The organism is Streptosporangium sp. NPDC002607 (assembly GCF_053592655.1).
This window is the reverse complement of the sequence record NZ_JBSFWD010000054.1, coordinates 32,543-53,943: the sequence shown is the minus strand read 5'-3', so window position 1 is coordinate 53,943 and position 21,401 is coordinate 32,543. Positions and strand designations below refer to the sequence as shown.

General features: G+C 68.3%; 19 protein-coding genes and 3 pseudogenes. 8 read left to right on the top strand and 14 right to left on the bottom strand.

Going from position 1 to position 21,401, the window contains the following annotated elements:
* Positions 1 to 806 precede the first annotated feature (806 nt).
* A pseudogene (locus ACWD3H_RS39045) lies at positions 807 to 1,689 on the top strand (IS110 family transposase); the annotation flags it as partial.
* Between the two features lie 114 nt (positions 1,690 to 1,803).
* Here the strand turns inward: ACWD3H_RS39045 and ACWD3H_RS39040 are convergent.
* Both ACWD3H_RS39040 and ACWD3H_RS39035 read right to left on the bottom strand, forming a co-directional pair.
* Positions 1,804 to 2,613: an SAM-dependent methyltransferase gene (locus ACWD3H_RS39040; protein WP_451958585.1), complete on the bottom strand. Its 810-nt coding sequence runs from the start codon at positions 2,611 to 2,613 to the stop codon at positions 1,804 to 1,806.
* A 333-nt stretch (positions 2,614 to 2,946) separates the two neighbouring features.
* On the bottom strand, positions 2,947 to 3,234 hold the full coding sequence (locus tag ACWD3H_RS39035) for an integrase core domain-containing protein (RefSeq protein ID WP_451958588.1): 288 nt from the start codon (positions 3,232 to 3,234) through the stop codon (positions 2,947 to 2,949).
* Positions 3,235 to 3,856: 622 nt separating this feature from the next.
* Here ACWD3H_RS39035 and ACWD3H_RS39030 point away from each other — a divergent pair.
* Positions 3,857 to 4,777 (top strand): aminoglycoside phosphotransferase family protein, encoded by a 921-nt coding sequence (locus ACWD3H_RS39030; protein ID WP_451958584.1) that lies wholly within the window; start codon positions 3,857 to 3,859, stop codon positions 4,775 to 4,777.
* Between the two features lie 214 nt (positions 4,778 to 4,991).
* Positions 4,992 to 5,453, top strand: coding sequence for a hypothetical protein (locus ACWD3H_RS39025; RefSeq protein WP_451958583.1), 462 nt, complete (start codon positions 4,992 to 4,994; stop codon positions 5,451 to 5,453).
* Positions 5,454 to 5,589: 136 nt separating this feature from the next.
* On the opposite strand, the gene ACWD3H_RS39020 is transcribed toward ACWD3H_RS39025, so the two are convergent.
* On the bottom strand, positions 5,590 to 6,327 hold the full coding sequence (locus ACWD3H_RS39020; RefSeq protein WP_451958582.1) for an SDR family oxidoreductase: 738 nt from the start codon (positions 6,325 to 6,327) through the stop codon (positions 5,590 to 5,592).
* A gap of 91 nt (positions 6,328 to 6,418) precedes the next feature.
* Between ACWD3H_RS39020 and ACWD3H_RS39015 the strand changes: the two genes are divergently transcribed.
* Positions 6,419 to 7,282: a LysR family transcriptional regulator gene (locus ACWD3H_RS39015; RefSeq protein ID WP_451958581.1), complete on the top strand. Its 864-nt coding sequence runs from the start codon at positions 6,419 to 6,421 to the stop codon at positions 7,280 to 7,282.
* A gap of 296 nt (positions 7,283 to 7,578) precedes the next feature.
* Here the strand turns inward: ACWD3H_RS39015 and ACWD3H_RS39010 are convergent.
* Positions 7,579 to 7,779, bottom strand: a pseudogene (locus ACWD3H_RS39010) (Tn3 family transposase); the annotation flags it as partial.
* A 110-nt stretch (positions 7,780 to 7,889) separates the two neighbouring features.
* On the opposite strand from ACWD3H_RS39010, the gene ACWD3H_RS39005 reads away from it, so the two are divergent.
* A complete protein-coding gene (locus ACWD3H_RS39005) occupies positions 7,890 to 8,381 on the top strand; it encodes a hypothetical protein (RefSeq protein ID WP_451958589.1) in 492 nt (163 codons plus the stop codon).
* Positions 8,382 to 8,507: 126 nt separating this feature from the next.
* Here the strand turns inward: ACWD3H_RS39005 and ACWD3H_RS39000 are convergent.
* Positions 8,508 to 8,681: pseudogene (locus ACWD3H_RS39000) on the bottom strand (Tn3 family transposase); the annotation flags it as partial.
* 197 nt (positions 8,682 to 8,878) lie between these two features.
* Between ACWD3H_RS39000 and ACWD3H_RS38995 the strand changes: the two are divergent.
* Positions 8,879 to 9,559, top strand: a complete 681-nt coding sequence (locus tag ACWD3H_RS38995; protein WP_355567055.1) for a polymer-forming cytoskeletal protein — start codon at positions 8,879 to 8,881, stop codon at positions 9,557 to 9,559.
* Between the two features lie 355 nt (positions 9,560 to 9,914).
* Here ACWD3H_RS38995 and ACWD3H_RS38990 read toward each other — a convergent pair whose 3' ends face one another.
* On the bottom strand, positions 9,915 to 10,076 hold the full coding sequence (locus ACWD3H_RS38990) for a hypothetical protein (RefSeq protein WP_451958580.1): 162 nt from the start codon (positions 10,074 to 10,076) through the stop codon (positions 9,915 to 9,917).
* 336 nt (positions 10,077 to 10,412) lie between these two features.
* Here ACWD3H_RS38990 and ACWD3H_RS38985 point away from each other — a divergent pair, with 336 nt between their 5' ends.
* Positions 10,413 to 11,555 carry an alpha/beta hydrolase family protein gene (locus ACWD3H_RS38985; RefSeq protein ID WP_451958579.1) on the top strand — a complete coding sequence of 381 codons (1,143 nt, stop codon included), beginning with the start codon at positions 10,413 to 10,415 and terminating at the stop codon, positions 11,553 to 11,555.
* 564 nt (positions 11,556 to 12,119) lie between these two features.
* On the opposite strand, the gene ACWD3H_RS38980 is transcribed toward ACWD3H_RS38985, so the two are convergent.
* A complete protein-coding gene (locus ACWD3H_RS38980) occupies positions 12,120 to 12,386 on the bottom strand; it encodes a hypothetical protein (RefSeq protein WP_451958578.1) in 267 nt (88 codons plus the stop codon).
* Between the two features lie 95 nt (positions 12,387 to 12,481).
* On the bottom strand, positions 12,482 to 12,721 hold the full coding sequence (locus tag ACWD3H_RS38975; RefSeq protein ID WP_355567047.1) for a ferredoxin: 240 nt from the start codon (positions 12,719 to 12,721) through the stop codon (positions 12,482 to 12,484).
* Between the two features lie 445 nt (positions 12,722 to 13,166).
* Here ACWD3H_RS38975 and ACWD3H_RS38970 point away from each other — a divergent pair, with 445 nt between their 5' ends.
* Positions 13,167 to 14,378, top strand: a complete 1,212-nt coding sequence (locus tag ACWD3H_RS38970) for a TetR/AcrR family transcriptional regulator (protein ID WP_355567044.1) — start codon at positions 13,167 to 13,169, stop codon at positions 14,376 to 14,378.
* A gap of 252 nt (positions 14,379 to 14,630) precedes the next feature.
* Here the strand turns inward: ACWD3H_RS38970 and ACWD3H_RS38965 are convergent, their stop codons facing one another.
* From ACWD3H_RS38965 to ACWD3H_RS38940, 6 genes are read right to left on the bottom strand one after another with little or no spacing between them, the layout of a single operon-like run.
* Positions 14,631 to 15,143: a nuclear transport factor 2 family protein gene (locus tag ACWD3H_RS38965; protein ID WP_451958577.1), complete on the bottom strand. Its 513-nt coding sequence runs from the start codon at positions 15,141 to 15,143 to the stop codon at positions 14,631 to 14,633.
* Between the two features lie 6 nt (positions 15,144 to 15,149).
* Positions 15,150 to 15,956, bottom strand: a complete 807-nt coding sequence (locus ACWD3H_RS38960; RefSeq protein WP_451958576.1) for an enoyl-CoA hydratase/isomerase family protein — start codon at positions 15,954 to 15,956, stop codon at positions 15,150 to 15,152.
* Entirely contained in the window at positions 15,953 to 17,107 is a 1,155-nt protein-coding gene (locus ACWD3H_RS38955; protein ID WP_451958575.1) for an acyl-CoA dehydrogenase family protein, read from the bottom strand. The genes ACWD3H_RS38960 and ACWD3H_RS38955 overlap by 4 nt, the downstream gene beginning before the upstream one ends.
* Entirely contained in the window at positions 17,100 to 17,963 is an 864-nt protein-coding gene (locus tag ACWD3H_RS38950) for an SDR family oxidoreductase (RefSeq protein WP_355565009.1), read from the bottom strand. Before ACWD3H_RS38950 ends, ACWD3H_RS38955 begins: the two co-directional genes overlap by 8 nt.
* On the bottom strand, positions 17,960 to 20,131 hold the full coding sequence (locus tag ACWD3H_RS38945; RefSeq protein ID WP_451958574.1) for a 3-hydroxyacyl-CoA dehydrogenase NAD-binding domain-containing protein: 2,172 nt from the start codon (positions 20,129 to 20,131) through the stop codon (positions 17,960 to 17,962). Before ACWD3H_RS38945 ends, ACWD3H_RS38950 begins: the two co-directional genes overlap by 4 nt.
* 31 nt (positions 20,132 to 20,162) lie before the next feature.
* Positions 20,163 to 21,392 carry an acetyl-CoA C-acetyltransferase gene (locus ACWD3H_RS38940; protein ID WP_451958573.1) on the bottom strand — a complete coding sequence of 410 codons (1,230 nt, stop codon included), beginning with the start codon at positions 21,390 to 21,392 and terminating at the stop codon, positions 20,163 to 20,165.
* Between the last annotated feature and the right edge of the window lie 9 nt (positions 21,393 to 21,401).

The window sequence follows — 21,401 nt, the reverse complement described above, 5'->3', positions numbered from 1 at the left end:
GTCCACACCCGGGACCTTACGTCACAGGGGTTGCCGCGCGTGGCCATGTGGGCTGCGGTCGACAACGGACGACTCATCGGTGTGTGCACGACGCGGCGTAGGCCGCTGGTGCCTGGTAGCCGAGGGAGCTGTGTCGTCGGCGCGCGGCCGGGGCTGCGGTCGGCGGGTACCGGCACTTCGAGTTCCTCGCGCAGCGCGGGCACGAGGACGAAGCGCGGGGTGTGGTACTTCGAAGCGGTCTTCCCGCCCCTCGTGCGGCAGCGCCGCTGGTGGGCGCGTCACAGTTCGGGCAGTCGTGTCGTTCTACCGCCAATGCGGCCTGATTGGGTGTCAGACCCATGGTGGCAGTCTCTCAGAAGTGCCTCGCACAATATGCGGGTTTCGAGAGGGCTTTTGCGAACGGCGACCCGCGGAAACGTGATCGCTCCGGGGGCTTTCGCAGAACTCTCACATCTGGCCATTTCTGCGAATCACATACCGTCACCATCATCACAGGGAGTTACTAATCACTCTTAACGAGTCCGTCACTCCGGCAGACTCGGGCCTGACAGCCGCCAGCGGATGAGCACTCATAGCTACTGGACCGTGAGTCCTGCGCAAAGATCGTGCCCTCGCTGGTCGGCCGGGAGAGTTGATCGCCGCTGGGATGTCGTGCCCACCCGCAGAGGTGTGAGCACTGCTTGATTAGTTCGCTGATGGTTCTCCCACAGGCTGTTGAGTATCGACCGGTGTCGAAAACGGGGGAGGAAGTGTTGCGCCTGTTCGTGGGAGATGACTGGGCCGAGCAGCATCACGACGTCGAGCTGATGGACGCCTCGGGGCGCAGGCTGGCCAAGGCCTGCCTGCCCGAGGGAGTGGCGGGGATGACCAGGCTGCACGCGATGATCGCCGAGCAGCTCGATGAACCGGCCGAAGAGGCGGAGGTGGTGATCGGCATCGAGACCGATCGCGGCCTGTGGGTGCAGGCGCTGGTCGCCGCCGGGTACACGGTGCCGGCGGTCAATCCGCTGCAGGCGGCACGGTATCGGGAACGGCTGAGCGTCTCGGGCGCCAGGAGCGACGCGGCCGACGCTCACATGCCGGCCGACATGGTCCGCACCGACTCCCACCAGCTGCGCCCGGTCGCCGGCGACAGCGCCGAAGCCGAGGCGATCAAGGTGGTGACCCGGGCGCATAAGACATTGATCTGGGAACGGACCCGCCATGCTCAGCGGTTGCGGCACGCGCTGCGCGACTACTTCCCCGCCGCCCTTCAGGCGTTCGAGGACCTGGCCGCGGCCGACACTTTGGAGTTGCCGGGCAAGGTCCCTGATCCCGCGTCGGCGGCCAAGCTGACCAGCAGCCAGATCAGCGCGGCGCTCAAACACGCTCGCCGCCGGGGTGTTGGCGGCAAGGCCGCCGCGATCCAGGCCGCGCTGCGCACCGCGCACCTGAGCCAGCCCGCGGCCGTGCGCCCGGGTGCTCGCAGAGTTCGGCGACGCCGAAGGCCGCTACGTCAGCGCCAAAGCACGCAAGAACTACGCCGGCACCAGCCCGATCACCCGGGCGTCGGGCAAGAAGAAGGTCGCGCTCGCCCGCTACGTGCACAACGACCGGCTCCGCGCCCGTGACGTCTGCCATCACGCCGCCTTGCGCCAGGTGGCCAACCGCCTCGTCGGCATCCTGCACGGATGCCTGAAGACCAATACTCGTCTACGACGAGGCAACCGCCTGGTCACACCACACCAAAGCTTGACACTTAAGCTCCTGGGATGTCTTTACGGCTGGTGGCGCCGACCTGAGCGAGGGGCCCAGAACAGCGGGCTACGGCTTGCGCGCCACAGCCCCGTGCGCGTCGATCCAGGGCGTGTCGTCGGTGTCGGGCCGCCAGCGTGTGATGGGCACCAGCCCCGGCTCGACCAGCTCCATATCCGCGAAGCACTCGGCCAGCTGGTCGAGCCGACGCAGGTAGTACGGCACGGCTCCGCTCTCCGCGAGCTTCTCACTGCCCTCGTTGACCGTCTCGCCCGTGTCGGTCCCGTCCCAGAGCACGAGGTAGCTGCCGGAGGGCACGGCATCCATGACGCGCGAGACGATGGAGCGCATCACCGCGAAGTCCTCCACATAACCGAGGACGCCCATGAACATCACGGCGATCGGCCGGGTGAAGTCCAGGACGTTGCGGGCGTCCTCCACGATCAACTCGGGCTCGTGATAGTCACCGTCGACATAGGCGGTCACACCCTGCGGAGTGGTGTTGCGCAGCAGCGCTCTGGCGTGCACCAGCACCATGGGGTCGTTGTCGACGTAGACGATCCGCGCATGCGGCATGACCTGCTGAGCCACCTCGTGGGTGTTCTGCATCGTCGGCAGGCCGGTGCCGATGTCGAGGAACTGGTCGATTCCGGCCTCCGCGGCCAGGTGATGCACCACCCGGATGAGGAACTTCCGCGACTGCGCCGCCATCGTCACGATCTCGGGGTAGACCGCGGCGACTGCGTCGCCAGCCGTCCTGTCCGCCTCGAAGTTGTCCTTGCCGCCCATCCAGTAATTCCAGATCCGCGCCGCGTGCGGAATCTGCGGCTGGATCTTCGCGGCTAGGTCGCCGCGCCAGGGGATCAGAGGATCAGCCATGTGCTCGAACTCCGGAGGAAGGGGTGAGGTGACGAGAGCCGTGCAAGAGCGATCATAAGCCTCGGCGGCTGCGCGCACCGCCATGACAAGGCATGAAGGCCACGAGAGATCTCTTTACGATGAGTAACGGAGGCAATCTACAAGGTCCACGGCCTCGTCAACGCGCTCGAATTTCCTGGCCAGTGTGCCGGGCAACAGCATGCTGTACGAACTGCGCCTCCGTTATCCCGACGGCACACTCAAAACGATCAACCTCAGCGTGTTCGGCCCCGTTCTACTACCGGCCCAGACCGTGTACCGCTCGAATATTGAGTTTCGTAGTCTGAACCGGGGTTACGCGGCGTGGCGGTATTCGCTGATCATGCCCGTGACGACGGGTTTTCGGGGGACGGATCGCAGTTCGGCCCCATCCCGGACGGGCTGCGTTTCGGAGTCCGGGGGTCGCTGGTGGCGAGATTGGCAGGGTCTGTGCCCGTTGTAGTGGATCAGGTACTCGCGAAGCAGCAGGGGCAGGTGGCGTTCGCCAAGGATCAAGATCCGGTCCAGCAGTTCGCGGCGGAGGGTTCCGATCACGCGTTCGCAGATGGCCTTCATCCTTGGCGTCTGCGGCGGGGTGGTGATCCGCAGCCCCCGGCCTTACGCCTCCAGATTCGCCTCCAGTAAAATCTTGGAGGTACGTGTGGAGTACAGCAGACGCGATTTCCTGTCCGCCGTCGGTGTTTCCGGCGGCGCAGGGCGAAGTCGTCCACCGCCACTACCCGCACCGCGCCGACCGGCGGTTCAGGGACCGACCGCACCAGCCGCAACAGGGTGTCCTTGGCGACCGGCATCCCGAGCCGAGCCGCCAGACGAGCGCCTGCCCGGGCCGCCATCCCTACCGCGACCGAGGTCGGCATCCTCCGCAGCAGCGGCGTGTAGCGGGCGTGCGGACGGGGCAACCCGTCCACCTGCTCGACGAACGTCGCCGCCGCACGCGCGGCGTTCACGCACTTGAAACGCCGTGCCGTCACCGCCGGCACCGTCTCCACACCGCCGACCGCAGCGTCAGCCAGTCGCCGAACGTAGCGGTCATGCACCCTGCCCGAGACAACGCCGCAGTGCGGACGCACTCCCGTATCTGCCCGGCATCGGGCCCGCAACGTCACCGTCCCCGCCAGGTGTTCCACGGCCTCGACCACGATCCCCGCCCAATGCGGGATCAACTCCTCAACGCGGGCCGCCCATCCGGCTAGTGTTGCTCCGCATGACGCATACCGAGATCGAGGTCACCGCGGAGTTGGTGCGGGATCTGCTGCGTGACCAGCATCCCGACTTGGCCGATTACCCGGTGAGTCTCGGCGCGCGTGGCTGGGACAACCAGATTTGGCGGCTCGGCGACGACCTCGCCGTCCGGTTGCCCTGGGCGACGGAGTCCGCGGACGCGCTGCTGCGCAAGGAGCACACCTGGCTGCCTGCCCTGGCCCCGAGCCTTCCTCTGCCGGTTCCCGTCCCGCAACGCCTCGGCGAGCCCTCCGCGCGGTTTCCGCGCCCCTGGATCGTCACCACCTGGGTGCCGGGCGAGCCCGCCGACCGCGCCCCCGTCACGCGCGGCGCGGAGGCGGCCACCACCCTGGCCGCCTTCCTGACCGCTCTTCACCAACCCGCCCCCGAAGAGGTGGACACCGCCGGCCGGGGCCGCGGAGGGCCGCTGGCCTGCTCCTCCGAGTGGGTCGCCAAGCAGCTCACCTCGGCCACCGAGCTGGGACTGATCCCCGACCCGGACGCCGTCCGCGCGGTCTGGGAAGACGCCGCCGCCGCGCCCGACTGGGCCGGCCCGGCGCTCTGGCTCCACGGCGACCTGCATCCGGCCAACGTCCTCACCGCGGACGGCACCATCTGCGGCGTGATCGACTTCGGTGACCTGTTCGCCGGCGATCCGGCCGTCGACCTCGCCGCCGCTTGGATTCTGCTGCCGGACGGCACCGCCGACCGCTTCCATGCCGCCTACCAGCCGGCCCCGGAGGCCGCGACCCTGCGCCGCGCCCGCGGATGGGCCGTGATCCGCGCCCTCGTCGGCCTTCACGTCGGCGACGCCGGCGTCCACGGCCGGCCAGGCGGCAAGCCCACATGGGGCCCACCCGCCCACGCCGCACTGCGACGCCTCATCGCAACGGCCCATCACTGATCGATCACCTCTCCACGCGCTCGAATACCTTCGCGCCGGACCCCACCATGCTCGGCATGCCGGGATCTACTTGCCTGACGTGCCTTAACGACCTTCATGCGACTGACCGGCAGGTTCGCTTGACAACCCCAGATAACGATCGAGGTCTTGGGCGTGAACATCGAGGACCTGGACCTGGACCTGGCAGGGCGCCGGGCCCCGGTGAAGGTGAAGGGTGCCCGCGCCGCGCATCCGACGCCGCGGCGCGGTGCGCGAGGACTTCGTGCTGGAGACGGTGTACTGGGGCGCGGGCACCGCCCGGCTGCTGTCCCGCCTGCTCAAGGGCCGTACGCGGGGGCCGGTGTTCGTCACCCACCGCAGGCCGGGCCCAGGCAAGGTCGTCAGCCCGCGCGACGTGTGCCCGGACACCGGGCTGGTCCGGCTGTCGTACGGGCAGGCCCGCATGCTGCTGGACGAGCACACCGCCCTCGGCGGCGAGAGCGGCACGGGCTGGGATCTGCACGAGTGGCGGCATTCCGGGCTCACGCACCTCGGCGAGGCGGGGGCGAGCCTGCTGATGCTGATGGCGAAGTCCCGGCACAAGGAGCCCGAGAACGTACGGAAGTACTTCCATCCCTCAGCGGAGGCGATCGCCGAGGTCACGAGCCTGCTCGCGCCCGGCGACAGCCGACGCTGACCACACGACCTGGTGGTCAGCGTGCGGCGGACGGTCTGTCGGACTGGGAGTGGTAGTACCCCACGCCACCGGCCTCGGTATCCACGGTCGCGTCGAGCACGCCAGGGCTTACGGCATGATCACGACAGGTTCGGGGTCACCAGGGGATGACGCCGTCGTCCTCGAAGAACGAACCGGTCGGGCCGCCGTCGGGCAGCGTGGCGAGCCGGATCGGTGTGGCTGCGCCCTGCTCGGGAGTGCGGGGTCCATGGAAGCCGGTGAAGTCGGTCGCGACCAGGCCCGGGCAGGCGGCGTTGATCAGGATGTTCGTACCGGCGAACTGCCGGGCGTACTGCACGGTGACGGCGTTGAGGAACGACTTCGACGGCGAGTAGGCCGCCATGATGGGGCCGATCTCGATGTCCGGGTCCGCCTGCCGGGTCAGGGAGGCGACGGCACTGGAGACGTTGACGATGCGTGGCGACGTCGAGCGCCGCAGCAGGGGTAGCATCGCGTTGGTCACCCGGATGACACCGATGACGTTGGTCTCCACGACCGTACGGACCACGTCGAGGTCGAGCGTGGTCGGGTCCTGCATCCACCCCGGCCCCGTCTCTCCTGAGATACCGGCGTTGTTGACCAAGACGTCCAGGCGCCCGGCCTGCCGTTCGACCAATTCCGCGGCGTCGGTGACGCTCTGGTCGCCGGTCACATCCAGCGGCACCCCGAACGCGTCCACCCCGGCGGCGCGCAGCTTCTCAACGGCGACCTCAAGGCGGACCTCGTCGCGGGCTCCCACGCCCACGCGGTACCCGAGGGCGCCCAGCCCGGTCGCAATTTCGTACCCGATTCCCTTGTTCGCGCCGGTCACCAGCGCGATCTTCGTTTCGCTCATGCCGTCGATGCTCGCTCGCGAACGAGCGGCGCATCCAACACCGATACAGTGTCCTGTCATACCCGGTAGGTATCACAGGTACGCTGTGGCCATGGACACCCTGGAGACCCGCGAGCTGAGGTACTTCATGGCCGTCGCCGAGGAACTGCACTTCGGCCGCGCCGCCGAGCGCCTCGGCATGGCCCAGCCACCGCTCTCCCGGGCGATCCAGCAGCTCGAGCGGCGCCTCGGCGTCTCCCTGCTGGAACGTAACCGCCGCGGCGTCTCCCTGACCGGCGCCGGAGAGGTACTGCTGCACGAGGGCCGCGCAGCTCTCGACGCGACCACCGCCGCCGCTCGCCGTACCCGTCGCGCCGGTGGCGCCGACAGTCCGGGCGGCCCCCGCAACCGCCTGGTGCTGGCGGTGAAGGCCGCCGCGTCCCACGAGTTGCTGCAGAAGCTCCTCGACGCCTACGCGGCCGAGCCCGACGCCGCCGAGATCGAGGTGCTGCCGAGCGGCACGTGTGAGCAGGAAGAGATGCTGCGCGATGGCCGCGCTGATGTGGCGCTCATGCACGCGCCGTTCAACTCCCTCGCCGGGTTCGACAGCGAGGAACTGATGACCGAGGGGCAGATCGCTATCCTGCCCGCCGGGCACCCCCTCGCCGCGCACAAGACGTTGTCCCTGGCCGACGTCAGCGACATCCCCGATCTTCCGCTCGCCCGCTGGTCCCGCCACGGCACCTACCCACCCGGCCCGGGCCCCGAGATCCACGACCAGACGCAGCTGGCCCAGCTGATCGCCCTCGGACGCACCGTGGCCGTCTTCCCCGACTCCGCCCGCGCCTGGCTATGGGCCGAGCACACCGCCGTCCCCCTGACCGACGCACCCCCCGTCGTCACCCACATCGCCTGGCCCGCGCACAGCCGCTCCCTCGCCCTCGCCGGGCTGATCCGCACGGCCACACGGCTATGACCCTCTCGCGCCTTCCATCGCCGCCGTCACCCTGATGACACACCGCCTGACCGCCGCCCCCCACACCCCACCGCCGCCCGCCCACGGGCACCGCCGCGACTCCGTGTACTGCCGACCTCCGCGCCGGCAGAGGGCGTGCCGGGCCGCCCACGGGACGGGCGGGTCCGCGAAGCCGTCACGGCCCCGGCGGGCGAGACAGCTCCCGGAACCCCTTCTGGGTCGCTGACCAGCAGGTACTCCTTGATCAAGATGGTCACGACCACGACGAGCCGATGATGCCGTACGGCATTGCCGCATCACTCGTCGTCGGTGGCGTCCTTGCCGCGCAGCGGGCGCAGGCCGCCCGGCAGCCCAGGGAGCTGGAACGAATAGCGGCCGAGCATGTTGATGTGGTGCCGTACGAACGGTGAGAGGCGGGCGACGTCCTCGTCGCGGACATCGAAGCCGTCAGCGCGCAGCTGGTTCACCGCGGCGTCCATATACCGCGTGTTGAGCAGGTTGTGCGCACGCCGTTTGGCCTGCACCTTCTCCAGATCCGAGTCATCCAGGAAGAAGTACCGCTCCAGCTCCGCACGAGACGGCGCCCGTTGAACGCCGCGTATAGATTTTGGAATACGTCTTCGGCCTGAGCGTGGACGGCTTCGAGCAGGACGTGCGCAAGGTCGTCGCGCACTTCTCCGACGGGTCGTCCGGCGAATTCGACCTCCTGGTCGGCGCGGACGGACAGGGGTCGCACATCCGGCGGGCGATCCTCCCGGAAGGCTTCGACCCGTACTGGCGGGTCGGCATCCACATGGCCTACTGGTTCGTCCCGCGCATCGCGTCCGACAGCAACATCCGCGACACCTACATGGTCCCGGGCGGTCGCCAGATCATGCATCGCAGCCACAACCTGACCGAGACGCAGGTGTACTTCGTGATGCGGGAGGGCTCCGAGGAAGCCTCGGCGATCCACCGGGAGCCCGTCGAGCGCCAGCAGGAGTTCTGGGCCGACAGGTTCCGCGACGCCGGATGGCAGACCGAGCGCTTCGTCGAGGGCATGAAGACGAGCCCGTTCTTCTACTCCCAGGAGATCCTCCAGGTGCGCACCGACACCTGATCCAAAGGCCGCGTGGCCCTGGCCGGTGACGCCGCGCACTGCGCCTCCCCCGAAGTCGATCTGGGATAGGTCGGGGTCGAAGTCGTCGGGGCGTAGACGCAGTACGTCGGTGGCATACAGGCCGAACCAGCCGATGTGCGCGGTCAGGTAGGGCGACAGTTGCGCGATGTCGGCGGCGGTGATGTCCTTGCCCTTCTCGGGTTGCCAGCCCTCGGCCAGCAGCTGGCGCAGCACGTCGGTCATGTCCAGCGCGGTGTGGAAGATCACGCAGTTGGCCAGCAGAGAGTTGAATTTGATCATCTTCTCCTGCTCGGGTGCGGCCGGAATGCGGCAGAAAGACACCGCGCCGGGCGCTGACCGGACAGAACCTAGAAAGCCATCGACGAAGTTCTGGCACGCAGCCAACACCTGTGAGGCACAGCGAGCCCGGACGCTCCCCCTGCTGGGCATCGAAGCCTCCCGGAGGTTTGTCGGGGGTGAGTGTTACGGTCGCGCGCATGCGAAGCAGTTACCTTGCGTGGGACGACGCGGTGGACCTGTTCGAGCGGCGGAGGCTGCCGGAGGGGACGTACGAGAACCTGTACGAGGAGGAGTACATCCTGGTGCCCGGTCCGGCCTCGGTGACCGGAGAACTCCCCCTCAACGAGCACGAGCGGACTCCGTGGCGGACGGACACGCCCAACGCGGCCACCGGATACGTCGTGGACGGCGATCTGACCGTAGAGGGCAACATCGTCAACGTGGACGACGGCGCCGCCGCGCTGGTCGTCCTGGGGGACCTGCGGGCGAGGAACATCTACCTGGCGGGTGACACGAAGCTGATCGTGCTCGGCCACGTGACGGCGGAGACCTTCGTCGGCGACATGACCGACAAACTGGTGATGATCCACGGCGATCTGCGCACCACGGTGGCGATTTTCTGGAGGGAGTTCTGCCCCGACCTGGTCGCCGGCACGCTCCACGGCAGAACCCTCGCCCCCGCCTACCTCGACCTGCCCACGGCTCCCATCGGCGGCTTGGTCGACCCGACGCCCGATGCCCCGCTGACCAGCCTCTTGGTCCCCGAACTACTGATCAAGGGCGCCGTCAGCCCCGACGACTTCCCTGAGATCGGCATCCGTGGATCCACCCTCCGTGAGCACCTCCTCTCTGGCCTCCCCCTCACCAGAACCCCCTGATCCACAACCCCTTGTCCAGGGTGAAGGAGGAACAGGCAGGCTTAGCCAGAGTGGCACTCCCTGCACTGAATTGCCCCTTCGCCGTCCTGGTGTTCTGGGCGGTCAAGCCACCGTCGCTGCCATGGGAGGAAGCCCGGGGCGGCGGGCACGAGCGTCGAGACGGCGACCCGAGCCTTCGACGCGCTGGACCTGAAGGCCGGCGCGGTCCTGCTGATCGACGGCGCCTCGGGGGGCGCCGGCAGCATCGCGGTGCAACTGGCCCTCGCCCGCGGCGCGCGTGATCGGCGCGGGCCGCCCGGGCAGCCACCGCTTCATCGCCGGCCTCGGCGCCACTCCCGTCGGCTACGGCCCGGGACTACCCGGCCGCGTCCGCGCGCTCGGCCCCGTCGACCGCGCCCTGGACGCCGTCGGCGCGGGCTCGCTGCCCGAACCCATCACGATCGCCGACTTCGGCGGCCCGCGGCTCGGCGTCCGCCTGTCGCTCGGCGAACTCGGCGGTCAGCCGGACGGACGCCACGGCCTGGCGACCGCGGCCGCATTGAGCGAAGAGCGACGCTTCCGCGTCCCGTTGCGAGCGGTGCTCCCCCTCGCACAGGCGGCCGAGGCCCACGACTCACCGAACGAGGACCACGACGGGGCAAGATCGCCCTTCGACTGTGCGTCCTGCACCAGTCGCACCTCCTGCGCGGCGGCATGTATCCCGTATGACACGCGCCGAGCCGGCACGCGCAGCGCGACACTTTGTGATCGCGGCGGTGCGCCCCCAAGTGGACCGGACTACCTCCGTAGTCGCACGCAAGGCTGAACGTTTGACCGAAGTGGAGGCCGTGGCGGGATCGAGAGCATGGGCGGCATGGAAATCAAGATCATGCGCGTCCGCGTTGCGGGCGCTGCCGCCTTGGGGCTCCTCGCTCTCCTCGCATCCACGCCGGCCCAGGCCGCCAACGTGGCGCGGACCGAGCCCGTCGCGGACGAGCGCCTGGCGCTGCCGGCGCCGACCGGATCCCAGCCGGTGGGGACGGTCAGCCTGCACCTGGTCGACCGCGGCCGTCCCGACCCCTGGGTGCCCACGCAGAAGGCCAGAGAGCTCATGGTCTCGCTGTGGTACCCCGCCGAGAAGGGCGCCGGCCGGCCCGCGCGATATATGACCGATGAGGAGGCCGCGGCCCTGCTGGAAGGTCAGAAGCTCACCGGCGTCCCGAGTGAAGTGGTCAGCGGCGCCAAGACCCACGCCGTCACCGGGGCACGTCCGGCCGGCCGCAAGGGCACGCTGCCACTCGTGGCGCTCTCGCCCGGGTTCACGATGCCGCGCTCGTCACTGACCGGCCTCGCCGAGGAACTGGCCAGCCGCGGCTACGTGGTGGCCGGCATCGACCACGTTCACGAATCGTACGGTACGAGCCTGCCCAGCGGCCGGCTGGCCGGTTGCGTGGCCTGCAAGGAGCAAAAAGCCGACCCCTGGAAGTTCGGCGACAAGGCGGTCAGGGCACGGCAGGCGGACGTGGCGTTCGTGCTCGATCGGCTGCTCGGGCGGCGCCCGGTCTGGAAGGGTGCCAAGCTCATCGACCGCTCACGCATCGGCATGGCCGGGCACTCGCTGGGCGGCGCGAGCACGTCGTGGACGATGCTGCAGGACCCGCGCGTGCGCGCCGGGATCAACATGGACGGCGCCTTCTTCGTACCCATCCCCGACAAGGGCCTGGCACGGCCGTTCATGCTGATGGGTGCGGGCGAGGTGCACGAACCGGGCGGCAAGGACTTCACCTGGGGCCGCGACTGGGCGCGCATGACGGGCTGGAAGCGCTGGCTCACGATGGAGGGCGGCGACCACGCCTCCTTCACGGACTACCCGCTGCTGACCAAGCGGTCGGCGAGGGAACTGGAGACCACCCGGGCCTACGTGGCCGCCTTCATGGATCGGCACCTGCGCGAGCGCGACCAGCGACTCCTGGACGGCCCCTCCGGAACCTACCCCGAGGTCAAGTTCTGGAAGTAGGGCCCCATACGCCCCGGGGCGTTCGTGAGACGGCCCGAAGGGACGGTGACGGGGTCCCCGTCCGATCGTCTTGATCGGGCGGGACCCCTCGTGGTCTCGGCAGCGGTCCCGGGGCTCAGTACCCGGGAACCCGCACTACCCGGGCAGCGCCCGGGTGACCGGATCCATCCCCGTTTTCACCAGACCTCTACGCGCCGGCCCAGGCGACGACGATCCCCGCGGCAACGCACGTCCACAGCAGCAGCGATGCCCACCGTGGTCGTCCAGCGCAGTCGCGGCCGTGGTGCCCTGGCCAGGGGCGGGTGCGGTGCTCTCAGGACGCCTACGGTCACCCCAGTGCACAACAGCGCCGCGGCCACCGGCCACAAGGCGGGCCACACGATTGCGCCCGGCGTTGTGCCCGCGATGGTGGCCGCGAGGTAGCGGGCCAGATCCTCCGCCGTGCTCCAGCCGCCGGCGCCGGCGAGCGTGCACGCGCTCACCGATGCCGCCAGCCCGGCTTCCAAGTGCGGTGCGTGTAGCACCAGACGCCGCCACGACCCCACCAGCAACGAGGTGTCGATCTCATCTGGGGTGACGCGCTTGCGGCCCATCAGAGCGGGTAGCGCGCAACGCGGCCAACACCGGCTTGCCTTCGGCGGTGGCCCTGAACTGGATCACTTCACACGGCCGCACCAAGAAGGGCCGTACGGTGGCGAAGCGATTCACCAGCATCGCCCGCCACGCCTCATCGACATCCGAATTGGCCAGCGGAGTCAATTCGGTGATCGCCTCCAGCTCCGTGCGTGTGGGTGCCCCCTGAAACAAGGCAAACCCAGCCGCCTGCTTCATCCGACAAGAACTCGACCGGCACTGTGAACCTCCACCAGGTCAGTGACAAGACCCCCGAAGGTTCTGGCAATGATCACTGGCGTTCAAACCGGGAATCACCAGGACAAACGCTTAGCGCACGATCTGGTTCCGATGTTCCTCAACCCCCGGATTCCAGGCTGCGCCATCGTCGGGCAGCCCGACACGGCCTCCTCGACGGCCCGGCACTCATCGTCGGAGACGTCCTCGCGCAGGAGGACGAGCTCGCCCCGCGCGTTGACCTCGAACATCTCGGGCACGAGGGACTCGCAGACGCCGAGCCCGACGCACTTGGTCAAGTCAACGACGACCTTCATTGGGCCACCTCTCCGGCAGCCGGGCCGCCCTATGCCGTACGAGCACTCCAAACGCTACCTAGTGAATATTCAATAGGTAAGATGTGGGGCCGGCTCGCCGACCGGCCAGGGCCGAGGACACCGGTCCGTGCGTCGCCCTCGGAGATCAGGACGCCATCATGTCGTCCGCCGCCGGCGTGCCCTGCGGGATGGAGGGTCACACCGTAGGACACGAGCGCTTCCGCGAGATCATCCGGTCCGCCCGGAACAACACCCCATACGGCGCGTGCGGCCTTCGCGTCGCATGGGAGATGCTCACCACCGGGCCGGAAAGGACCCCATCCCCAGGCCGGGCCTACACCCCTCACCGAGTTGACGCGGTTAGTTTACATTCACTAAAAAGCCTTCGGTAGGATCGAGGCAGTGGACAGCACGACCGACCACGACCGACCTCGAAGGGAAGCTCATGGCCCGAACCGGAACCGGAACCGGCATCAGGCAGGCACGCACGCGCCTGAGCACTGATGAGCGTCGGCGCCAGTTGGCAGAGTCCGCTGGGCAGCAGTTTCACCGCCTCGGGTTCCATCAGGTCTCGATGGCGGAGGTTGCGACGTCGATCGGACTCACCGCACCGGCCATCTACCGGCACTACCGGAGCAAGCAGGAGCTGCTCGCGGCGGCGATAGGCAGCGCCCTCGACGTCGTCGACGCCGCTTCCGCCGACGCCGATTCAGCGCCGCTGCACGAACTGCTACCGCCGTTGGCCGCCGTTGCCGTCAAGCGGCGTGAGCTGTGGACCCTGCTCCAGCGCGAGTTGCGCCACCTCGAACCGGCGCAGCGGGCGCCGATCGAGGAGCGCTTCTCGGCGTTCATCGACCGCTTCAGCTCCGCGGTGCAGCGGCTACGCCCGGACGCCGACGCTCGAGATGTCCAACTGCTCGTCACCGCGGCCTTCGCCGTCCTTTCGAGCCCTGCGGTCTATGCGCGCAGGCTCCCCGCGGACGAACAGCAGCGCTGGCTCGCCGCCGCCGCGGAGGCGGTGTGCCGTGTGCGGTTGCCCTCGCCCGGTGGCGACCGTCACGCGCGCCAGGATACTCCGCCCGAACGAGCGGTCGCGGTGGAACCCACCGCGCCGTCCCGAAGCGAGGAACTGCTCAGGACGTCCGTACGGTTGTTCCACGAGCGGGGTTACGCGGCGGTCAGCCTCGATGACATCGGCGCCGAAGTCGGGATCGCCGGGCCGAGCATCTACTATCACTTCGCCACGAAGGCCGACCTTCTCGTCGCGGCGGTCACCAGGGCGACGGAGTGGTTGGCCGTGCACTGGGGTAGCGGCGTCGAGCCGCCGAGCCTTGACGATCTCGTAGGCGTGTACGTCGATCTCGGAGTGCGCGAACGGCTGCTCCTCGGTGTCTACGTGCTGGACGCGGTCAACCTGCCTGCCGAAGCGGGTCGGCGGATCAGGGCAGGTCTGCAGGCCGACGTCCAGGCGTGGTGCCAGGCGCTCGGCCGCGAACGCCCGGAGCTGAGCGAGGCGGAGCAAATGGTCCTCGTGCAGGCCGCGCGCGGCATCGTTCACGATGTCGTGCGGATCGGCCGGCTTCATGCCCGCCCAGGCCTGACCCAGGAGCTGCGGGTTCTCGTCCACGCCGCCCTGACAGCCGACGGACATGGGTAAGCCGGGCCGCGAGCGGAGCAGGAGGGACCTCCGAAGGGGCCGGCGCCACACCCTGTGGCCGATCACGCCCGGCTCGCTTCCACGTTGTCAGCCGGCGAACCGCTCGCGCATCTTCGTCATCGTCCGATGCTGACGGTCAACGCCCAGCCCAGCAGGGGACGCGCGCTCCGGTGTTGGGCTCGGCGAGTAAACAGGTTCACCCGGACAGCGCCGGCCTCTGGCGCTGTCCGGGTGAACCGCGTGATTCTGATCTCAGCCTGAGCCTGTGGAGTGTGACGTTTGGTTCCTGTCGAGCAGCGAGAGAAGGTACGCGCCGCCGATCTTCCCGTCGCGAGGTGGCAGGGCCCCAAGTTGACGCATCATCTCCGTGATCTCGTACTGTGCCAGGTAGCGAGACAGCAGCCCATCGGTGAACTCGAGAAAGATGTCGCAACCGTAGGTGTCGAATCGGCGGGTGGGGTCAAGTTGAGGCGGCCCGCTACCCTCCTGGCGGAACAGTACGAGCGCCCGGCCGTCCTCCGGTGCGGTGAACAGCTGCACCTCTTCGAAGTGGACGTCCGGCATCACCTTCCAGATTCGTTCGACGTACTCCCGGAGCGCTTCCCGGCCATGAATGACGTCGGTCCAGAAGACGGTGTCCTCCCAGACGATCTCCGAGTGCAGCAAGGCCAGGACCCGCTCGGTGTCGTGTGAGTTCCAGGCAGCGAGCCAGTCGGTGGCGAACCGGCGCAGGAACGCGGTGCCGACGGCGGCGTTGTTGTCCATGGCGTCTCAACTCCTCGATGTGGTGGTGAAATCTGGGTGCCGCTTCTGGAGGAAGGCGGCGATGCCCTCCGAACCGTTCGGTGTCTCGATCAGGGAGGCGATGGACTCGGCTTCGTGCTGGAGATGCTCCTTCAACGAGGTGGCGCCGGCGTCGCGTACGAGCTGAGCGGACTGTGCCAGCGCGTCGCGGGGTCCCTCTGCGAGCGAACGTGCCAGCCGCAACGCTTCCTCGTACACAGTGCCGGGCTCGACGACGCGGCTGACCAATCCCAGCCTTTCCGCCTCGATACCGTCCAGCCGCCGGTTGGTCAGGATCAGGTCGTTGGCGCGGGCCGGGCCGAGCACCCTCGTCAGGATCCAGGACACCCCGCAGTCGGGAGAGAGCCCGGCTGCGGTGTACGCGACCACGAAGCGGGCGGTGCGCTCAGCCAGCACGAGGTCGGCGGCGAGGGCGAAGCCGATCCCGCCGCCGGCACAGGCGCCGTGGACGGCGCTGATCACTGGCACGGGAAGCGCGCGAAGCCCGAGCACGGCCTCGTGCGCAGTGTCGGCGAGTTCCGCGAGGAACTCGCCGGGTGCCGCGGCGGTGGCGAAAACCTGAAGATCGCCGCCGACGCAGAACTGCTCGCCGTGTCCGAACAGGACCACCGCGCCCACTGTGGACATCGAGCCGACCTCGGTCACCGCGTTCCGGAGTCCCCGCGCCATCGGCAAATCGATGGCGTTGCCGTTGGCGGGCCGGGAAAGGCCGATCAGCGCAACGTCTTCGCGCACCTCGAGCGTAACTGGTGTGCTCATCCCGACACCGCTCAAAGACCGAGGTCCCGGCCGATGATCTCTTTCATGATCTCGGTCGTGCCGCCGTAGATGGTCTGGACGCGGGCGTCGGCGAAGGCGCGGCTGACCGGGTATTCGTGCATGTAGCCGTAACCGCCGTGCAGTTGCAGGCAGCGGTCGGCCACCCGGACCTGCAGTTCGGTGCACCACCATTTCGCCTTGGCGGCCTGGACGGGAGTCAGCTGCCCGTCTGCGTGCAGGGCCACGCAGTGGTCCACGAAGACCCGGGCGATATCGACTTCGGTGTGCAGTTCGGCCAGCAGGAACCTGTTGTGCTGGAAGGTCCCGATCGGCTGGCCGAAGACGCGGCGTTCGGTGACGTATTCCATCGTGCGGGCTAGCAAACCTTCCGCGGCGGAGACCCCGGTTACCGCCAGGGAGAGGCGTTCCTGCGGCAGGTTGCGCATAAGCTGGAAGAAGCCCCGCCCTTCCTCGCCGAGCCGATTGGCGACGGGTACGCGCACGTCGGTGAAGTGCAGCTCGCTGGTGTCCTGGCCGTGCAGGCCCAGCTTCTTCAAGTTCCGTCCTCGCTCGAAACCCCTCATGCCCCGCTCGACGACGAACAAGGTCAGGCCGCGATGCTTCTCCTCGGAGGTGCGGGCGGCCACCACGACGAGGTCGGCGTTCTGCCCGTTGGAGATGAAGGTCTTCGAGCCATTCAGGACGTAGTGATCGCCGTCGCGGACCGCGCGGGTCGCGATGCCGGACAGGTCGCTGCCGGTGCCCGGTTCGGTCATCGCGATCGCGCCGATCAGCTCGCCCGAGGTCATGCCGGGCAACCAGCGCGCCTTCTGCTCGTCGTTGGTCAACTCGAGGATGTACGGCCCGACCACGTCGTTCTGCAGGGCGAGCCCGAGGCCCGCCGAGGCGTAGCCGGACCGGCCGAACTCCTCGTCCACAATCGCGTTGAACCGCCAGTCGTCGATCCCGGGTCCGCCGTGGGCCTCCGGTGTCGCGAACAGCAGCAGGCCGGCCTCCCCTGCTTTAAGGAACAGTGATCGGTCGACGATCCCGCGCTGCTCCCACTCCTCGTCGTACAGGGCGACCTCGGTCTTGATGAAGGACTGCACGGCCTCCCGGAACAGCTCGTGGTCCTCCTCGTACACGCTGCGGGTGGCGTCAGGCATGCTCGCCTCCGGGCAGGAACAGATCGATCTTGAGATCGGCTTCGTCGGCGTCGCCGTAGCGATAGACGCTGAAGTCGGTGATTCCCTCGCTGCGCAGCAGGTCGTCGTCGATGAAGCACTGGCCGGTGTGGTCGGTGGCCTTGCGGGAGAGGATCGCGTGTGCGGCATCGGCCATGATCTCGGGGCGGCGGGACACGGCCATCGCCGTGTCGCCGCCGACGATGTTCTGCACCGCCGCGGTGGCGATCGTTGTGCGCGGCCACAGGCAGTTCGCGGCCAGCGGCCGCGGGTGGTTTTGCCCGGCCAGTCCGAGCGTCAGCATGGTCATGGCGTACTTGCTGATCGTGTAGGGCGCGTGCCGGTGCAGCCACACCGGGTCCGGGTTCAGCGGCGGCGACAGGGTGAGCACGTGCGGGTTGTCGGATTTGTAGAGGTGCGGCAGCGCGGCACTGATCAGGGTGAAGGTGCCGCGGGCGTTGATGTCGAGCATCAGGTCGTAGCGCTTGGGCGGCAGCTTGCCGATTGGGGCCAAGGCGATCGCCGAGGCGTTGTTCACCACGATGTCGATGCCGCCGAAGGTCGCCACAGCCCGATCGACTGCTTCGGTGACGTCCTCCTCGCGGCGGACGTCACCGACCACAGCGAGACCGTTGCCGCCGACGGCTTCGATGGCGGCGACGGCGGTGTGTACCGTGCCCGGCAGTCGTGGGTCGGGCTTATCGGTTTTGGCCAGCAGTACGACGTTCGCCCCGTCACGGGCGGCCCGGGTCGCGATGGCGAGACCGATACCGCGGCTGCCGCCGGACATCAGGATCGTGCGGCCTGCCAGCGACCTCGTCTGGTCATGGGTGCTCATCGGTAGTCCTCCCCGTTTTCGGCCTTGCGGACGAGTGATTCCGGTGGAGTGAACCGGTCGCCGTAGCGTTGCGCCAGTTCCCGTGCCCTGGCAACGAACCCGGGCAGGCCACCGTCGTACTGGTTGATGTACTGCAGGACTCCGCCGGTCCAGGTGGGAAAGCCGATGCCGAGGATCGACCCGATGTTGGCGTCCGCGACCGACCTGAGGACTTCCTCGTCCAGGCAGCGGATCGCGTCGAGCGCTTCGGCGAACAGCATGCGCTCCTGCATCTCGATCAGCGGCATCGTCGTGTTCGTGCCGCCGAAGGCGTCCTTCAGGCCGGGCCACAGACCCGCCTTGCGTCCATCGACGTAGTCGTAGAATCCGGCCCCGGCCGCACGTCCCCGGCGTCCGGACTTGTCGATCATTTGGTCGATCACCGCCGCGGCAGGGTGCGCCGGTCTGTCGATCCCGGCCGTGCGGTAGCCGGCGACGGTCTCCTCGCGGATCTTGCGGAGCAGGGTCAGCGTCAACTCGTCCACGAGGGCCAGAGCTCCGACCGGATATCCCGCCTGGATCGCCGCTTGCTCGATCGATGCTGCGGGCACTCCCTCGCCGAGCAGCGCGACTGCCTCGTTGACGAACTCCAGGATGACGCGGCTGGTGAAGAAGCCCCGGCTGTCGTTGACCACGATGGGGGTCTTGCCGATCTGCCGCGCGATGTCGATCGCCTTCGCCAAGGTGGCGTCGCTGGTCTTCTCGCCGACCACGATCTCCAGCAGCGTCATCTTGTCCACAGGGGAGAAAAAGTGCAGCCCGATGAAGTCCTCGGGCCTGGACACCCCTTCCGCGAGGCCGGTGATGGGCAAGGTAGAGGTGTTGGAGGCGAGCACGGCATCCGGGGTGAGGTGGACGGCCGTTTCGGCGATGACCTTCTTCTTCAGCTCGGGGTCTTCGAAGACCGCCTCGATGAGCAGATCGGCGTCTGCGGCGTCGGCCGGGTCGGCGGTCGGGTGAATCCGGGCCAGGACCTCCTCACGCTGCGCGGGCGTGGTGGTTCCTCGCTGGACCGCCTTGTCCAGGATCTTCGCACTGTAGCCCTTGCCACGCTCGGCCGCCTTCAGAGACACGTCCTTGAGGACGACTTCGAGGCCGGCCTTGGCGCTGACGTAGGCGATCCCGGCGCCCATCATGCCGCCACCGAGAACGACCAGCTTCCGGGCCTGATGCGGCGGGTAGCCCTCTGGGCGGCTGGCGCCCCGGTTGATCGCCTGCATGTCGAAGAACATCGACTTGATGATGTTCGCCGAGATCTGGCCGCAGATCAGGTCCGCGCAATACCGCGATTCGATGGTCAGGGCGTTGTCGAAATCCACCTGGGCGCCCTCGACCGCGGCTGCAAGCAGGTTGTGCGCGGCGGGAGCCGGCGATCCGTGGGTCTGTTTACGCAGCACCGCAGGCAGGGACGGCAGGACGGCGGCCAGCGCCGGGCCGGCCGGAGTGCCGCCGGGAATCAGGTGTCCAGGTCGGTCCCAAGGCTGTACCGGCTCTGGATTGGCCACGATCCACTCCCGGGCGGCCGTCGCGAGCTGTCCGGGATCGGCGACCAGTTCGTCGACCAGCCCTTTGTCCAGAGCGGCCCGCGGACGGAACTTCGTCCCGGTCAGCAGGATCTCCTGCAGGGCGGCCTGCAGACCGAACATACGGACCGTGCGGGTGGTCCCGCCGCCACCGGGCAGCAGGCCCAGCGTCACCTCGGGAAGACCGACGGCCACATGGGGCTGATCGAGCGCGATCCGGTGGTGGCAAGCCAGGGCGATCTCGTAGCCGCCGCCCAGCGCGGCGCCGTTGATCGTCGCGACGACCGGCCTGCCGAGGGTCTCCAGGCGCCGTAGGGCGGCCTTGACTCCGTCGAGCATGGTGGTGACGTCCGCGCGTTGATCCGCCGTGGCGCGCATCATCATTCCGAGGTCGCCACCGGCGAAGAACGTCTTCTTCGCCGAGGCGACGATCACGCCGGTGATGGAGTCACGCTCCGCGTGCAGGTGATCGACGAGGATCGGGAGCTCCCTGCGGAACCGGTCGTTCATGGTGTTGGCCGAGGCGTCCGGGTCGTCCATCGTCACGGTGACAATGCCGTCGGTGTCCCGTTCCCAGCGGAACATCGGGTGGTCGTAGTTCGTCATCGGTGGCTCCAAGAAATCGGTGTATACGGCGTCACAGACGTTCGATGAGAGTGGCGACACCCATGCCGGCGCCGATGCACAAGGTGACGAGCGCGCGGCGGGCCTGCCGGCGCTCGAGTTCGTCGAGCATGGTGCCGACGAGCATGGCCCCGGTCGCGCCCAACGGGTGGCCCATCGCGATGGCGCCGCCGTTGACGTTGATCTTCTCCAGCGGAATGCCGAGATCCTTGGCGTACTTCAGGGGGACCGCCGCGAATGCCTCGTTGATCTCGAACAGATCGATGTCGTCCACCGTGAGGCCGGTGTGGTCGAGCAGCTTGCGGGTGGCCGGGATGGGGCCGGTCAGCATGATCGTCGAGTCGGCTCCGGAGGTGGCGGTGGCGACGACTCGGCCGCGGGGCGTCAGGCCGTGCTGTTCGCCGATGCGCTCGTCGCCGATCAGCACGAGTGCCGCGCCGTCGACGATGCCCGACGAGTTGCCGGCGTGGTGCACGTGCTCGATCCGCTCAATCCAGTGGTAGCGCTGGAGCGCCACCGCGTCGAAACCGGCCTGCTCACCAAGCTTGGCGAACGACGGTTTGAGCGTGGCCAGCGACTCGGCCGTCGTGTCCGACCGCATGTGTTCGTCGTGGTCCAGTACGGCGACATCGTTGCGGTCGCGCACCGGCACGATGGATTTCGCGAAATACCCGCCGGACCACGCGGCAGCGGCGAGCCGCTGTGAGCGCTCCGCGTAGGAGTCGACAGTCTCCCGGGTGAAGCCCTCGATCGTGGCGATCAGGTCAGCGCTCACTCCCTGCGGAATGAAGGACGTCGCGAAGTTCGTCTCCGGGTCGTTCATCCAGGCGCCGCCGTCGGAGCCAAGCGGTATCCGCGACATCGATTCCACCCCGCCCGCTATCACGAGCCGGTCCCATCCCGACCGAACCTTCTGCGCGGCCGTGTTCACCGCTTCCAAACCGGACCCGCAGAATCGGTTGAGCTGCAGCCCCGACACGGTGTCGGGCAGACCCGCGGCGAGAGCGGCCGTACGGGGCAGGACCGAACCCTGGTCGCCGACCGGCGAGACGATGCCCAATACGAGGTCGTCGATCGCGGCGGGGTCGAGATCGGGGTGTCGGGCGCGTAGCTCATCGATCAGATCGACCACAAGGGTGACGGGCTTGATGGTGTGCAAGGACCCGGAGCTCTTCCCCCGGCCACGCGGAGTGCGGATGGCGTCGTAGATGAACGCTTCCGGTACCGACGGTGAGTGGGACATCGCGGTGCT

Excerpts from the sequence above, each read along its gene's own strand:
- ACWD3H_RS39040 (WP_451958585.1), bottom strand. The coding sequence starts at position 2,613 with ATGGCTGATCCTCTGATCCCCTGGCGCGGCGACCTAGCCGCGAAGATC.
- ACWD3H_RS39030 (WP_451958584.1), top strand. The coding sequence starts at position 3,857 with ATGACGCATACCGAGATCGAGGTCACCGCGGAGTTGGTGCGGGATCTG.
- ACWD3H_RS39020 (WP_451958582.1), bottom strand. The coding sequence starts at position 6,327 with ATGAGCGAAACGAAGATCGCGCTGGTGACCGGCGCGAACAAGGGAATC.
- ACWD3H_RS39015 (WP_451958581.1), top strand. The coding sequence starts at position 6,419 with ATGGACACCCTGGAGACCCGCGAGCTGAGGTACTTCATGGCCGTCGCC.
- ACWD3H_RS38995 (WP_355567055.1), top strand. The coding sequence starts at position 8,879 with ATGCGAAGCAGTTACCTTGCGTGGGACGACGCGGTGGACCTGTTCGAG.
- ACWD3H_RS38985 (WP_451958579.1), top strand. The coding sequence starts at position 10,413 with ATGGAAATCAAGATCATGCGCGTCCGCGTTGCGGGCGCTGCCGCCTTG.
- ACWD3H_RS38980 (WP_451958578.1), bottom strand. The coding sequence starts at position 12,386 with ATGAAGCAGGCGGCTGGGTTTGCCTTGTTTCAGGGGGCACCCACACGC.
- ACWD3H_RS38975 (WP_355567047.1), bottom strand. The coding sequence starts at position 12,721 with ATGAAGGTCGTCGTTGACTTGACCAAGTGCGTCGGGCTCGGCGTCTGC.
- ACWD3H_RS38970 (WP_355567044.1), top strand. The coding sequence starts at position 13,167 with ATGGCCCGAACCGGAACCGGAACCGGCATCAGGCAGGCACGCACGCGC.
- ACWD3H_RS38965 (WP_451958577.1), bottom strand. The coding sequence starts at position 15,143 with ATGGACAACAACGCCGCCGTCGGCACCGCGTTCCTGCGCCGGTTCGCC.
- ACWD3H_RS38955 (WP_451958575.1), bottom strand. The coding sequence starts at position 17,107 with ATGCCTGACGCCACCCGCAGCGTGTACGAGGAGGACCACGAGCTGTTC.
- ACWD3H_RS38950 (WP_355565009.1), bottom strand. The coding sequence starts at position 17,963 with ATGAGCACCCATGACCAGACGAGGTCGCTGGCAGGCCGCACGATCCTG.
- ACWD3H_RS38945 (WP_451958574.1), bottom strand. The coding sequence starts at position 20,131 with ATGACGAACTACGACCACCCGATGTTCCGCTGGGAACGGGACACCGAC.
- ACWD3H_RS38940 (WP_451958573.1), bottom strand. The coding sequence starts at position 21,392 with ATGTCCCACTCACCGTCGGTACCGGAAGCGTTCATCTACGACGCCATC.